The organism is Alloscardovia sp. HMSC034E08, from assembly GCF_001813415.1.
GTDB classification, from domain to species: domain Bacteria; phylum Actinomycetota; class Actinomycetes; order Actinomycetales; family Bifidobacteriaceae; genus Alloscardovia; species Alloscardovia omnicolens.
The window spans coordinates 403,088-417,194 of the sequence record NZ_KV812468.1; the positions used below are offsets into that span (position 1 = coordinate 403,088).

A 14,107-nucleotide genomic window follows, 5' to 3' on the forward strand; every position below is an offset into this window, starting at 1 on the left:
ACTCCTCTTTGAGTGAGAGTTCTACTAAGAATTATTGTTATTTCGTACTTTTCGTACTTTTCGCGCGTTTTGCGTTACTTGCTTTTTCGCGTTACCTGCGCTGTTTGTGCTGTCCGTACTGTCTGCGCTACCCGCATTGTCTGACACATCGGGTGGGGCTTGAACTTCTTGAAGAACGCTCAACGCTAGGTCAGGTGCAGATCCTGAGGGTAAAGTCGCAGACGAGGCAATAATGCCAGCTGAAGTATCGGCACCCTTCGCGCTCGCTGTATTGTGTGGAGCATTTAAATCACGTACAGAACTGCGCTCTACAAAAGTGGAGGCAATCAGTTTTTCGCGCCCTGTTTCTACTTTCTGCCCATCAATTAAAGCCTTAACGCTTAAGAAGGCTTCACGGCCAATCAAATCAAAACGCATGCGCATCGTGGTTAAATTTAAGCGAGGAACATTGCCCACTAAGGAATCATCCACGCCAACAATACTCACATCTTCGGGCACACGCTTACCTGCTGTGCGTAAACCAAGCATAATGCCGTAAGCCATCTGATCGTTCGCAGCGTACACAGCAGTGCAATCTGGCTCATGAGCTAATGCTAATCCCGCCTGATATCCACTATCTGCCAACCAATCTCCGCGATATAAAGGAGGAAGCTGAGTTATGCCATGCGCGTGCAAAGCGTCTCGCCATCCGCGTTCACGGCTCTGGGCTGCGCGAGAATCAAGAGGTCCAGCCATGTGATACACGGTTTTATGTCCTTTGCGCATCAAATAATCCACAATCTCAGTTGAGCAGCCGTATTGGTCGCCATCTACTGTTGGGCAATGAGCCGAAGGTTGGTCAGTAATAAGCACCACTGGAAGTTTTGACGGCGGTGCAAAAGTTTCGAAATCAGGAATGCGACGTTCAAGAACCATAATTACGCCGTCTACCGGAAGTTGCTTCATGCGCTCCATTGCTGCCTGAAAAGTTCGTTCTTGTTGGTTGAGAAGCGTGCACATGGTAATAGCAAAATCGTATTGACTTGCTGCGGCAGAAATACCGCTAAGAATACGTGAATTACCAAAAGTGGAGGTGTCAAACAAAATAACGCCAACATTGTTAAATTGCTGATACTTGAGCGCGCGGGCAGCATAATTTGGACGGTATCCCAGCTTATCCATAGCCCGTTCCACACGTTGTTTAGTATCAGGTTTTACGGCATCGCTACCATTAGCAACGCGCGAAACAGTTTGTGGTGAAACTCCTGCCTCTTTGGCGACATCCTGTAAAGACACAGGTGATTTGCGTGCCATAGTCCCACTTCCTTACTTCATCGAGTACAACGGCATTGTTGCACTGGTATTTCATGGCATATATGCCATTTTAGCGAAAATCTTCACATTATGTCTGTGTGCATGTGTGTTGCGTTCGTTCCGTTGTAATGTTATTATGATAACGCAAACATTTGAGAAATGCATTAAGTTTCAAAAGATTTCTTGAGAAACTAGCTTAAAAAATGGGAACGTCGATGTTTTCATGAGAGATTTCGTCAGAAATTTCGCGGGGAATTCCGCCAGAGATTTCAACACGAGATTTCACGTTTCAGCAGTTCTTAAATGTTCCATATTTCTTAATGAGGAGGAGTGTCAGGTGAGTGCACAACGATCGCGTGCTACAGCTGCACAAACACGCATGAGTCATGTGCCTGTTAATCGTCATAAGGCAGACTGGCGTGGCTGGAAGTTTATGTGGCCTTTTGCGGCTGTTTTTGCTTTTGTTTTTATTATTCCTATTGCTTACGCCATTTATATTAGCTTTTATCAGCAGCGCCTGATTGGTGGTAATGTTTTTGTGGGAATAGATAATTATGCGCGTCTGTTTAAAGACCAGCAGTTCTGGGCAGCAGTTATGCGCGTAGGTCTATTTACTCTTGTGCAGGTTCCTATTATGTTGTTCTTGGCAGCTGCTTTGGCATTGGCGATTGACTCTATGAAGTTACATGGCACAAAGTTTTTCCGCATTGGAACTTTCTTGCCTTACGCAGTTCCTGCTGTGGTGTCTACCTTGATTTGGGGTTTTGCCTACGGTGCAAAATATGGTCTTGTGGGAAGTTTTAATTCCTTCTTTGGTACGCATTTTGATGCTTTTGCTCCTAATATGTTGCTGGCATCCATCGGTAATATCGTCGCATGGGAATACACGGGCTATAACATGCTGATTTTCTACAGCTCCCTGTCAACTATTCCGCATTCGCTTTATGAGGCAGCCTCTATTGATGGAGCAAGTGAGTGGGCAATTGTGAAGTCTATTAAACTTCCTGAACTGCGCGGCTCCTTAGCTATTACTGTTATTTTCTCCATTATTGGTTCTTTCCAGCTGTTTAATGAACCAAGCATTTTGCAGAACATGGTTCCAGGTAATGCGATTACCACGAACTTTACGCCAAATATGTATGCGTATAATTTGAGCTTCTCTGGTAACCAAAGTAATTATGCGGCTGCAATGGCTATTGTGATGGCCATTATTACCATGGCGATTGCTTACGCAGTACAGCTGCGCAGTATGAAAGATCAGATGAAGTAGGACGGTGGAGCAATGACAACAACAAATTCAACAATGAGTCTTCGTCAGCGAGAACGTGCTGCTAAGAAAGCTGAAAAACTGCGTCAAAAGCGTGTTTTGGCAGACGAGAAAGCTGAACGTAAACGCAGTGCTAAAGCAGGTTTTGCTAATGTTAACAATCCTCGACGCAGCATTACCTTAACGATCGTCAGTGCAATTTTCGCTATCTACTGCCTTTTTCCGTTTGCATATTTATTGATTAATGCAACGAAAACGCAGCCAGATTTTAACTCCACTTTCGGTTTAGGGCCAGGGCATAGCTTTGCTCTGATTGATAATATTGTGGGTGTCTTTACTTATGGCGACGGCATTTTTACTCGCTGGCTACTCAATACCTTACTGTATGTGCTTGTGGGTGCTGGTGGAGCAACCTTGCTCGCGATTATGGGCGGTTATGCATTGGCTAAGTTCCGTTTTCCTGGACGTAAAGCTGTTTTTGCTATTATTATCGGCTCGATTTCTGTTCCAGGTATTGCTTTAGCTGTTCCGCAGTTCCTGCTCTTTGCCAAGTTAGAATTAACAAATACGCCATGGGCTATGTTGATTCCATCACTTATTTCGCCGTTTGGACTGTATTTGATGTGGATTTTCTCTGAGCAGTCTGTGCCAACTGAACTCTTAGAGGCAGCGCGTGTTGATGGTGCCAGTGAGTGGCATACTTTCTGGAAGATTTCCTTACCTCTGCTATCTCCAGGTATTGTTACTACGGCATTATTTACTATTGTTGCCACATGGAATAACTACTTCCTGCCAATGATTATGATTAAAGACCCGAACTGGTATCCATTAACCATTGGTTTGAACCAGTGGAAGAATCAGGCTGCAACATCGGGTGGTGTGCCTATTCAGCATCTGGTTATTACGGGATCTTTGCTCACGATTATTCCTCTCGTTATCGCGTTCCTCTGCTTGCAAAAGTACTGGCAGTCCGGTTTGGCTGCAGGTGCTGTGAAGGAGTAAGAAACTAAATCCTGTGTGTGATGTGGCTGAGCTTCATGTAAGTCTCAGCCACACTGCTATGCGGAGGTAGTTGTGATGCTAGAGAAAGCATGACGACAATACATAAAATCAAAAAACGACACGAAATCAAAAATGTTTGCGTAAACATTTTAATAGTGGTATCGTGTATACTACGACGAAAATAACACAATGTTCTCGCTGTTCACGGGGAGGTGTTGCCGCAAGCAATGGAGGCTTGCACTCATGAATATGTAGAGGAAGAAAAATAGTGTTGTCGTTCTAATCATTGAGAAAGGACTCAAGATGAAGTTAGGTAAGAAGCTTGTTGCTGTGCTGGGTGCAACAGCGATGTTGGGATCTGTTGCAGCATGCGGCTCACAATCTGGTAGCGCTAACAGCTCGGATTCTTCTGGTAAAACGACGTTAACTGTGTGGGCATGGGACTCCACCATGGGTCGCACTATTAAAGGCTTTGAAAAAGCTAATCCAAATATTAAAATCAAGCTGGTTAATGCTGGTACCTCAAAAGATCAGTACACTGCATTAAACAATGCTATGCAAGCTGGTTCTGGTGCTCCAGACTTGGCTCAGATTGAATACTATGCTCTTCCTGAGTACGTTATTCGCGGATATGTAGAAAACGTAGCAGATTTAGGTGCAAAAGATTTCAGTGACTTCTATACTCCAGGTACCTGGGCTTCTGTCAATATTAACGACGGCGTATACGGTCTGCCAATGGATTCTGGTCCTATGGCTTGGTTCTACAATAAGGAAGTTTTCGATAAAGCAGGTGTAGACCCTACGCAGATTACTTCCTGGGATCAGTTCTACGAAGCGGCTAAGAAAGTGCGCGCAACCGGCTCTTATATTACATCTGATTCCGGCGATGCAGGTTTCTTTGATTCCATGACTTGGCAAAACGGTGCAGTTCCATTTGAAACTTCAAAGGATGGAAAGACTGTATCTATTAAGCTGACCAGCAATCCAAAGGTAAAGGAATTCGAAGATTGGTGGCAAAAGCTTATTGATGAAGACCTCATTGACACCAAGACTGCAGGATGGACTGATGATTGGAATAAGGGCTTAGATAACGGTTCTATTGCTTCTTTGCTTATTGGTGCATGGATGCCATACAATCTCTTGACTGGTGCTCCAAACGGTGATGGTAAGTGGCGCATTACCCAGATGCCGACTTCTGATGGTCAGCCAGCAGGTTCTGAATCTGGTGGATCGTCCTTAACAGTTATCAAGTCTGATGATAAGGCGAAGGTAGAAGCAGCATACAAGTATCTTGAATACGTTACCCACAACAAGGATGGTGTAGCAGTACGTGTTGAAGGTGGTGCTTTCCCAGCAGATAACAACAGCTTGTCGTCTGAAGACTTCCTGAACCAAACCGCTATTACCGATGCTGATGGTAAGGCTCATGAATACTTCGGCGGTCAGAAGTTTAATGAAGAACTTGCTAAGGCAGCAAAGAATGTGCGTGCAGGCTATAAGTTCCTACCATTCGAAGTATATGCTCGCGGTAAGTTCGGCGACTTTGTTGGCAAGTCCTTCACTGGCGACCAGAAGCTCTCTGATGGTGTTAAAGATTGGCAGGCTGATTTGGTCAGCTACGCACAGCAGCAGGGGTACACAGTAAAAGAATAAAGTAAAAGAATAAAGTAATCTTCTTTTCTCCTCTCCACCCAACGCTTCCCACTTCATTCATACAGTGGGAAGCGTTGCTTATACAGAGCTGCAGCGCGGTGAGTTGAAGGTTGAGTAGGCGCTCTATAATGGGAACAGTTCATGCACGGCGACTTTGCTTGTGCTCATAAAGACATAGAGAGGTAGATATGACTGAATCAACTCCTGAAAATATGCCAGAAAGCTTCAGCCTTGATCACACTGCTGTGAAGGCTCCCTATGTGCGTTTGATTGACACGCAAAGCGGTCCACATGGTGACGTGATTTCTAACTATGATGTTCGCTTAGTGCAGCCTAATGAAAACGCTATTCCTACCGGTGGCTTGCATACGATTGAACACACTATTGCCGTGAAGCTTCGTGAGCGCATTCCTGGCTATATTGATTGTTCTCCTTTTGGCTGCCGAACAGGCTTCCATCTGTTGGCATGGGGTGAACATTCTGCGCAAGACGTTGTCCGCGCCGTGAAAGAATCTTTGGAATTTATTGCTTTTGAGGCACAGTGGGAAGATGTCCCTGCTACCACCATCGAAACTTGCGGTAATTACAAAGATCATTCGTTGTTCACAGCTCGAGAGTGGTGCAAGCTTATTTTGAGCCAGGGCATTAGTTCCGATGCTTTCGAACGTCGCGTAGTTGAGTAAAACCATTTCATAAGAAGCTGAATACATGAGTTTAACTGCTGTTGATCTTCCCGAATTATCTGATGCTGGTCGCCACGTTTATAATGCTACATTGCGTAAATATCCAGCTCAGGCTTTAGTGCGCCTCGATGTGCTGGCACATAATATGGCTCATATAGTGGAGATGACAGCTGAACATGCTCGCGTTGCTGGGGTAGAAGCCCCACAAATTATGGGTGTGGTTAAGGCAGATGCCTACGGGCACGGTTTAATTCCTTCTGCATTAGCAGCGCTCTCTGGCGGAGCTACATGGTTGGGAGTGGCTCAAGCTCGCGAAGCTTTAGCTTTACGTTGCGCGGGAATTGATAAGAGCAGAGCACATATTTTGTGTTGGATGTTCTCTGCTCTTAGTTCCCCTTTTGATGGGCTGATTGACAATAATATTGATATTGCTGTTGGTTCTGTGAGCGATATTGAAGCTGTGTGTGATGCTGCGAAGCATGTGCATAAAACGGCTCGCGTGCACGTGCAGATTGAAACAGGCTTTGGGCGCAACGGTTTTACCTCACAACAACTCAGTGAAGCTATGGTTGCTTTGCGCAATGCACAACAGGCAGAACTGGTAGATGTTGTTGGAGTAATGAGTCATCTGGCAGTAACAGATGCTCCTCAGGACGGGCAATCCCGCGACGTTACCGATATGCAGATTAATAATTTCAATGCCATGGTTGCGTCCATGAAGACAGAAGGTATTAATCCGCGCATTCGTCATCTTGCTAATACTGCAGCGACCTTAACCCGACCAGATATTTATTTCGAGCTGGTTCGTCCCGGCATTGGTTTATACGGTTATGAACCAGATAGAGCTATGGGCATGCCATCTGATTTTGGCTTGACTCCAGCCATGACTCTTCAAGCCCAGCTTGGCACGATTAAAGATCTCCCGGCAGGACATGGTATCTCATACGGTCGCACCTATATTACGGAACAAGATACCAGCACAGCCGATATGCCTGTGGGTTATGCGGATGGTATTCATCGCAGTGCCTCTGGTTTTAATCTACTCGGATCTCAACGTACCTCCCATCGAGGCGGTCCGGTTGCTGTGCGTATGGCTGATGGCACAACAAAAGTCGTGCATATTGCTGGTCGCGTCTGCATGGATCAAGCTGTTTTAGATTTGCAGGGTAATGCTCAGGAGATGGGCGTAAGCGAAGGTGATACCGTTAAACTTTTTGGCCCTGGTCGAGGTGCTGTTTTCGGTGAACCAACAGCAGACGATTGGGCGCGCAGTGCAGACACTATTAGTTATGAGATTTTCACCTGCCTACGCAACCGTATTCCACGTTTATACCTTGGAGCGCATGACGTGTTGAGTGAGTCTGACTGTGCTCTTATTGACCACGAACTTCCAGAAAGAATTCTCTCATGAGTGTGCGCGAAGCGGGATACACGGATTACGATGAGCAGCGGTGGGCGCAGGAAAATTCCAAATCACGCAACCGCACAGCTTTTGAGCGGGATCGCGCTCGCTTAGTCCATTCCTCTGCTTTGCGCCGATTAGGAGCTAAAACCCAGGTTTTGGTGGCAGGAACTGATGATTTTGCTCGCACACGTTTAACACATACTTTGGAAGTAGCTCAGATAGGTCGTCAAATCGCTGAGATTTTTGGATGCAATCCCGATGTTGTTGATTGCGCATGCTTAGCCCATGATTTAGGGCATCCCCCTTTTGGGCATAACGGAGAAACCGTGCTTATGAATATTTCTCGTTCTATTGGCGGTTTTGAAGGCAATGCTCAAACTTTCCGCTTACTCACACGTTTAGAACCGAAAGTTTTTCATACGGATGGTCGTTCAGCCGGCGTAAATCTTACACGAGCTGCTTTAGATGCTGCAACGAAATATCCGTGGACGCATGAGCAGGGTCTGCATCATCCTGATGGTTCCAAAGGCAATAAGTTTTGCGTGTATGAAGACGATTTGCCTGTTTTTCAATGGCTTAAAGAAGGCAACGGAGCACCTGCTTTTGCTAAGCCTATGGAAGCCTACATTATGGATTTATCTGATGATATTGCTTACTCTGTGCATGACGTAGAAGATGCGATTGTTGGGCAATCTATTGAAGCTGCAGACCTACATGCGCACGACGTTATCGATGCTGTGGTTGAGTGTGTGCATAGTTGGTATGGCGATAAATGGGATGGCGATAAACTTATTAATGCTTATGAACGCTTAAATATGGCTAAATTATTGCCATATAGTTTTGATTCCACACGCCGTGATTTAGCTATGCTTAAAAATATGACCTCAAATATTATTGGACGTTTTGCCAGTTCTGTAGAAGCAGAAACGCGCGCTACTTATGGTCAGGGGCATTTAACTCGATATAATGCTCAGGTTGTTATTCCTGAAGACACAGCGTATGAAATTGCTTTCTTAAAAGGCATTGCTGTTTTTGCTGTTATGGAGCCGAGAGAACATGAAAGTTTCCATCATACGCAACAGACAATTATTGAAAATCTTGTTGACGTGCTTATGTCGGGTGGTTCAGCACCTCATTCTATGTTGGAACCAGCTTTTGTAATGGATTGGCAAGAAGCTACGAATGATGATGAACGTTTGCGTGTTGCTATTGATCAGGTAGCAAGTTTAACCGATAACTCTGCTATGAGTTTGCACAGTATTGTGTGTGCTTAAACTGTGGCTGGGGTTTCCCCAGTCACAGTTTATTTACAGGTGAGAAATGACTGCGCGAGCAAAATCAGTTGTGCTCAAAGGAGTGTGGTCTGCACCTGCTAAATCAACCGTAAACTGGCCTGCAGCAAAAGCTTGAGCCATAGCTTGGCGAATCGCATCAGCTACCTCATTCCAGCCGATGTAATCAAACATCATGCAGCCCGAAAGTAGGAGAGACGATGGATTAGCCATATTCTTACCAGCAATGTCAGGAGCAGTGCCATGTGTTGCTTCAAAAATTGCGTGACCAGTTACATAGTTAATATTTGCGCCAGGGGAGATGCCAATACCGCCTACTTGAGCAGCCAAAGCGTCACTGGCATAATCACCGTTCAAATTAGTTAGTGCTACCACGCCAAAACGTTCTGGTCGCAGCAAAATCTGCTGTAAGAAGTTATCGGCAATAATATCGTTAATCTCTAACGAACCATTAGCAAGCTGATCAGCATACTCACGCTGAGCAAGCTCATAACCCCACTTACAGAAACCGCCTTCAGTAAACTTTTGAATATTGCCCTTATGCACAAGAGTTACATGCTTGAGACCGTGGGAAAGAGCGTACTCAATAGCCGCACGGATTAAACGTTCCGAACCTTCACGAGAAATTGGTTTAATACCAATACTGCTCGTTTCAGGGAAGCGAATTTTCGACACCTTCATCGTGGTCTGCAAGAAATCGATAACGCGCTGAACATCTTCACTGTCAGCATCCCACTCAATACCGGCGTAAATATCTTCTGTATTTTCACGGAAAATAGTTATATTCGTACGCTCTGGATGCTTTACAGGGCTTTCAATACCTTCGAAGTAGCGTACAGGGCGAACGCATGCATACAAATCAAGTTCTTGACGCAACGCCACATTGAGGGAGCGGATACCTTCGCCCACAGGAGTTTCTAATGGGCCTTTAATAGCTACGAGATGCTCGGTAATCGCGTCAATAGTTTCAGCCGGCAAACTCATTCCCCGCGAGGCAAAAGCTTCTTTACCAGCCAAAACTTTCAACCAGTCAACCTGGCGCTCGCCATTATAGACCTTCTTTACAGCAGCATCGAAAACATGCTGTGCGCTCGACCAAATATCTTGACCTATACCATCTCCCACAATAAATGGAAGGGTCGGGGTATTTGGCACATCTAAGTGGCCGTCAATCATGCGAATCTGAGTCACTTTTACCTCTTTCCCATAGGAATATATTCGAGATTTATAGCCCCCGCATATTGCGAACGTGGGCGGATAAGTTTATTATTCTTCTGCTGTTCTTGAATATGTGCAATCCAACCAGATACGCGGCTCATAGCAAAAATCAGCGTGAAAATATCGCGGTCAATACCCAAAACGTGATATACGGTAGCAGAGTAGAAATCAACGTTAGGAATTAATCCCTTCGTATGTTTCATGTAATCTTCAATCTCTAAAGATAACTGATACCAGATTTCGTTATCCGTACCCACCGTAAGCTGCTTAGCCATCGTGCGTAAATACTTTTCGCGCGGATCTTGCGTCTTGTATACGCGATGGCCAAAGCCCATAATCTTTTCTTTGGTATCTAACTTCTTTTGCAGATACGAGGTAATATCTCCATGCTCGCGAATTTCAGTGAGCATCTCAAAAACGCGCTCATTAGCGCCACCGTGTAAAGGTCCTTTCAGTGTGCCAATAGCAGTGGTTACGCAAGAATAAATATCGCTCAGAGTAGATGCGCATACGCGGGCGGCGAAAGTAGAAGCATTCAGCTCATGGTCAGCATGCAAAACCAAAGCTTTATTTAATGCTTCTTCCTGCAAAGGTGTTGGTTTTTCGCCTGTAAGCATATAGAGGAAGTTAGCAGCAAACCCCAAATCTGTGCGCGGTGCAATAGGAGTGAGACCTTGACGCAGACGTGCAAAAGTAGAAATAATCGTTGGGATTTTAGCCATCAGTTGGATGCTTTGACCGTAGCGAGCTTCTACAGAAGTATCTTCTGCCTGAACGTTATACACACCCAAAAGGCTGACGGTAGAGCGCAAAACACTCATAGGATGCAAATGACGACGCGATTGAATCAGAATGCATTGCTCCACAGCATCCGAGATTTCATAGTTAGCTTTCAGCTCGCTGACAAAATGCTTATATTCAATCTGCGTAGGCAAATGCAGATTCCATAGCAAATAAATAACTTCTTCGAAGCTGGCGTTATTATCCATCAGCTCGGAGATATTATAGCCTGCATAAGAGAGTTGATCGTCAATAATGGAACTAATACGTGTTTGGCATGCAATCATGTCTTTCAGGCCGTTCACATCATTAGTCATTGTGTGCTCCTAACTTCTTACGTACAACCATTGGTAAAATTCCGCCATTCATGTAGTAATCAATATCTGCAGCAGCGTCAAAACGAACCAGTGCCTTAAAGCGGATAACTGTATCAGCGCGAGTAGCTGTAATATCAACAGCATCATGAATTCCTGGGGTATCAGACAAAGCAATATCAAAACTTTCTGAACCATCTAATCCAAGGGAAGCAGCAGAGTCCCCGTCCAAGAACTGCAAAGGCAAAATACCCATCATTACGAGGTTCGAACGGTGAATGCGTTCAAAACTTTCTGCCAACACAGCTTTAATTCCCAGCAAGCCAGTGCCTTTAGCTGCCCAGTCGCGCGATGAGCCCATACCATAATCTTTACCGGCAATAACAATCGTGCCAACGCCTGCCTGCTTGTATGCCATAGCTGCCTCGTACATGCTTGTTAGCTCGCCATTGTAGGTGGTGTAGCCGCCTACCTGACCTCCTGCCAGCTCATTTTTAATGCGAATATTGGCGAAAGTACCGCGCATCATAACTTCATGATTACCGCGGCGGCTACCGTAGGAATTGAAATCGCGGTGCGTAACATTATGGTCAGTAAGATATTGACCGGCAGGAGACTTTAATGCAATCGCACCTGCAGGAGAAATATGATCTGTGGTAACTGTGTCGCCAAACTTTGCCAGCACGCACAAACCGTTTAATGGCTTTACTCCCAAAGGCTCAGACAGAGCGTCAAAGTATGGAGGATTCTGAATATACGTGGACTGCTCGTTCCATGCGTATGTTTCACTTGCCTCGGTTTCAATAGCATTCCATTTCGCGTTATCATCGAATACCTTGCTATATTCCTGCTCGAAAAGGTCGCGCGTAACATATTTGCGCACAAACTGAGCAACTTCATCTTGCTGAGGCATAATATCGTCTAAATACACAGGATCGCCATCGTTATCTGTGCCTAAAGGCTCAGTAGTTAAATCAATATCGGTGGTACCTGCCAGAGCATACGCCACAACCAGAGGAGGACTAGCTAAGAAGTTTGCTTTTACAAGAGGATTAATACGTCCTTCGAAGTTGCGGTTACCAGACAGCACACCGCTGACCAGCAAATCTGTGTCGGTAATAGCTTGCGACACTTCCTCACCCAAAGGACCAGAATTACCAATGCATGTGGTGCAGCCGTAACCCACAACGTGGAAGCCAAGCTTATCGAGGTAATCTTGCAATCTTGAATTTTTGAGGTAGCCGGTAACCACCTTGCTACCTGGAGCTAGGGAAGTCTTGACGGTTGGATTGACGTGCAAGCCCTTCTGCACAGCATTGCGCGCAAGCAAACCCGCAGACATAAGCACATACGGGTTTGATGTATTCGTACACGACGTAATAGCAGCAATAGCCACATGCCCCGTTCGCATAGTGTATTGCGCGCCATCAATAGTCACAGTCGCGGTTTTATTAATCTCATTAGCGTCTAAACCGAAACCTTGTACCCCTGCTTCGCGAGTAATGCTATCGCGAAATACCTGCTTAGCCTCAGACAAAGAAATCAAATCTTGAGGACGTTTCGGGCCAGAAATACTAGGAATAACCGTGCTCAAATCTAATTCCACAACCTTGGTATAGCGTGGAGTGTGCTGTGTATTGTAGAAGAGATGGTTAGCCTTCGCATAAGCTTCTACCAGAGCAATAGTTTCTTCGCTTCGGTTGGTTAAATGCATATAGCGCAGCGTCTCTTCGTCAATAGGGAAGTAGCCGCAAGTAGCGCCATACTCAGGAGCCATATTCGCCACTGTTGCGCGATCTGCCAAGCTCAGAGAGCTTAATCCATCGCCAAAATATTCCACGAATTTGCCCACAACCTTCTCTTGACGTAGCACATTCGTAATGCGCAATGCTAAATCGGTTGCAGTGGAGCTTTTTGGCAAGCGACCAGTTAAATGCACGCCAATGACTTCTGGAACAGGGAAGTATGACGCTTCGCCGAGCATAGCCGCCTCAGCTTCAATACCGCCGACTCCCCAGCCGAGTACGCCAATGCCATTAATCATGGTGGTGTGGCTATCGGTTCCAAAGATGGAATCGGGGAAAGCAACGCCATTCTTATGCAAAATAACATCGCTTAAGAACTCAATATTCACCTGATGAATAATGCCCGTAGCAGGTGGAACTACGCGATAGTTGTTGAAAGATTCTTCTGCCCATTTGAGGAACTGATAACGTTCCTGATTGCGCTCAAATTCACGTTGCATATTCAACGGCAGAGCGTCCGCGCAACCCGATACATCGACCTGAACGCTGTGGTCAATGACCAGATCCACAGGAATTTCTGGGTTAATATCGCCTGCCTTGCCGCCATGCTGAACAATGGCATCACGCATAGATGCGAGGTCCACGACCACAGGCACACCGGTGAAATCTTGCAACACAATACGGCTTGGCTTAAACGGAACTTCACCCTCAGGCTCGCTTGGATTATAAGCGATTAAACGCGCAATTGCTGCCTGATCTTCTGCGCTTCCTGAACCTTTGCGCAGCAGACTTTCGAGAAGAATGCGGAGAGTGTAGGGCAGATCTTCGACGTTTTTGCCGTGTGATTGGCATGCATCAGCAATGTTGTAATACGACAAAGTTTGATTGCCGACGTGCAATGTCTGTGTATCTACCATAGATTGTCCCTCCTGCTCTGTGGTTTTCCTGAAGCGATATGGAGTTATGCATAAACCAACGAATAAACCCGTAAATATAGGGTAAATATGCGTTATTTATGCATTCAAATGAATATTTATTCATAGTGTACCCCTTTTTTGGTTACGAGTATTGTTACGAAATGATTAAATGCGAAACAATTAAGGAAAATATCCGCAACATAGTCAAGGGTGAGTTGTGTGAAATGTGCCACATTTTGAGATGGAGACTGCAGACGATTCGTTTTGGGGGAGACAGCACACGGCATGTGCGAGCTGTACGTGCTATGGCTTTTGCCAGGTTTGATATAAAAGCTTTGGCTGGAGGGTGTCAGGTTTTTGTGTATGTGGTTTTGTTGGATTTGGTTCGCAGGCGCAGGGTTTGATTATGCAACGGTGCGTAGGTGAGGTGGTACTTGATGAGCCAGGTTCCTCTGTCGGATATGCGATTTTGTATGCTCCCAGACATGACGTATTCAACGCAGACTTACTGGGAGCAGTGTGTTGCCATGCAGCACTC

The 14,107-nt window shown here is 45.6% G+C and carries 9 protein-coding genes and 1 pseudogene; 6 read left to right on the forward strand and 4 right to left on the reverse strand.

The window, feature by feature from the left end; genetic code table 11:
* Positions 1-282: 282 nt before the first annotated feature.
* Positions 283-1,293, reverse strand: a pseudogene (locus tag HMPREF2909_RS03280) (LacI family DNA-binding transcriptional regulator); the annotation flags it as partial.
* A gap of 379 nt (positions 1,294-1,672) precedes the next feature.
* On the opposite strand from HMPREF2909_RS03280, the gene HMPREF2909_RS03285 reads away from it, so the two are divergent.
* The 6 genes from HMPREF2909_RS03285 to HMPREF2909_RS03310 all read left to right on the forward strand — a co-directional run bounded on the left by HMPREF2909_RS03285 (position 1,673) and on the right by HMPREF2909_RS03310 (position 8,577).
* Complete coding sequence (locus HMPREF2909_RS03285; protein WP_071415965.1) at positions 1,673-2,563, forward strand: carbohydrate ABC transporter permease; 891 nt, start codon at positions 1,673-1,675, stop codon at positions 2,561-2,563.
* Positions 2,564-2,575: 12 nt separating this feature from the next.
* Positions 2,576-3,562 (forward strand): carbohydrate ABC transporter permease, encoded by a 987-nt coding sequence (locus HMPREF2909_RS03290; RefSeq protein WP_071415208.1) that lies wholly within the window; start codon positions 2,576-2,578, stop codon positions 3,560-3,562.
* Between the two features lie 303 nt (positions 3,563-3,865).
* Entirely contained in the window at positions 3,866-5,215 is a 1,350-nt protein-coding gene (locus HMPREF2909_RS03295; protein WP_021617887.1) for an ABC transporter substrate-binding protein, read from the forward strand.
* Between the two features lie 188 nt (positions 5,216-5,403).
* The gene (locus tag HMPREF2909_RS03300; protein WP_071415209.1) at positions 5,404-5,898 is read left to right on the forward strand and encodes an S-ribosylhomocysteine lyase; all 495 of its coding nucleotides are present in this window, start codon (positions 5,404-5,406) and stop codon (positions 5,896-5,898) included.
* Positions 5,899-5,923: 25 nt separating this feature from the next.
* A complete protein-coding gene (gene alr, locus HMPREF2909_RS03305) occupies positions 5,924-7,309 on the forward strand; it encodes an alanine racemase (RefSeq protein WP_071415210.1) in 1,386 nt (461 codons plus the stop codon).
* Entirely contained in the window at positions 7,306-8,577 is a 1,272-nt protein-coding gene (locus tag HMPREF2909_RS03310) for a deoxyguanosinetriphosphate triphosphohydrolase (RefSeq protein ID WP_071415211.1), read from the forward strand. The genes alr and HMPREF2909_RS03310 overlap by 4 nt, the downstream gene beginning before the upstream one ends.
* Before the next feature lie 33 nt (positions 8,578-8,610).
* Here the strand turns inward: HMPREF2909_RS03310 and icd are convergent, their stop codons facing one another.
* Genes icd through acnA form a run of 3 tightly spaced genes read right to left on the reverse strand, consistent with a single transcriptional unit; the run spans position 8,611 to position 13,569 of the window.
* Positions 8,611-9,786, reverse strand: a complete 1,176-nt coding sequence (icd, locus tag HMPREF2909_RS03315) for an NADP-dependent isocitrate dehydrogenase (protein ID WP_084797233.1) — start codon at positions 9,784-9,786, stop codon at positions 8,611-8,613.
* 2 nt (positions 9,787-9,788) lie between these two features.
* The gene (locus HMPREF2909_RS03320) at positions 9,789-10,910 is read right to left on the reverse strand and encodes a citrate synthase (RefSeq protein WP_071415212.1); all 1,122 of its coding nucleotides are present in this window, start codon (positions 10,908-10,910) and stop codon (positions 9,789-9,791) included.
* Entirely contained in the window at positions 10,903-13,569 is a 2,667-nt protein-coding gene (acnA, locus tag HMPREF2909_RS03325; protein ID WP_071415213.1) for an aconitate hydratase AcnA, read from the reverse strand. Before acnA ends, HMPREF2909_RS03320 begins: the two co-directional genes overlap by 8 nt.
* Positions 13,570-14,107 lie beyond the last annotated feature (538 nt).

Excerpts from the sequence above, each read along its gene's own strand:
- HMPREF2909_RS03300 (WP_071415209.1), top strand. The coding sequence starts at position 5,404 with ATGACTGAATCAACTCCTGAAAATATGCCAGAAAGCTTCAGCCTTGAT.
- HMPREF2909_RS03290 (WP_071415208.1), top strand. The coding sequence starts at position 2,576 with ATGACAACAACAAATTCAACAATGAGTCTTCGTCAGCGAGAACGTGCT.
- HMPREF2909_RS03320 (WP_071415212.1), bottom strand. The coding sequence starts at position 10,910 with ATGACTAATGATGTGAACGGCCTGAAAGACATGATTGCATGCCAAACA.
- alr (WP_071415210.1), top strand. The coding sequence starts at position 5,924 with ATGAGTTTAACTGCTGTTGATCTTCCCGAATTATCTGATGCTGGTCGC.
- HMPREF2909_RS03310 (WP_071415211.1), top strand. The coding sequence starts at position 7,306 with ATGAGTGTGCGCGAAGCGGGATACACGGATTACGATGAGCAGCGGTGG.
- HMPREF2909_RS03285 (WP_071415965.1), top strand. The coding sequence starts at position 1,673 with ATGAGTCATGTGCCTGTTAATCGTCATAAGGCAGACTGGCGTGGCTGG.
- HMPREF2909_RS03295 (WP_021617887.1), top strand. The coding sequence starts at position 3,866 with ATGAAGTTAGGTAAGAAGCTTGTTGCTGTGCTGGGTGCAACAGCGATG.
- acnA (WP_071415213.1), bottom strand. The coding sequence starts at position 13,569 with ATGGTAGATACACAGACATTGCACGTCGGCAATCAAACTTTGTCGTAT.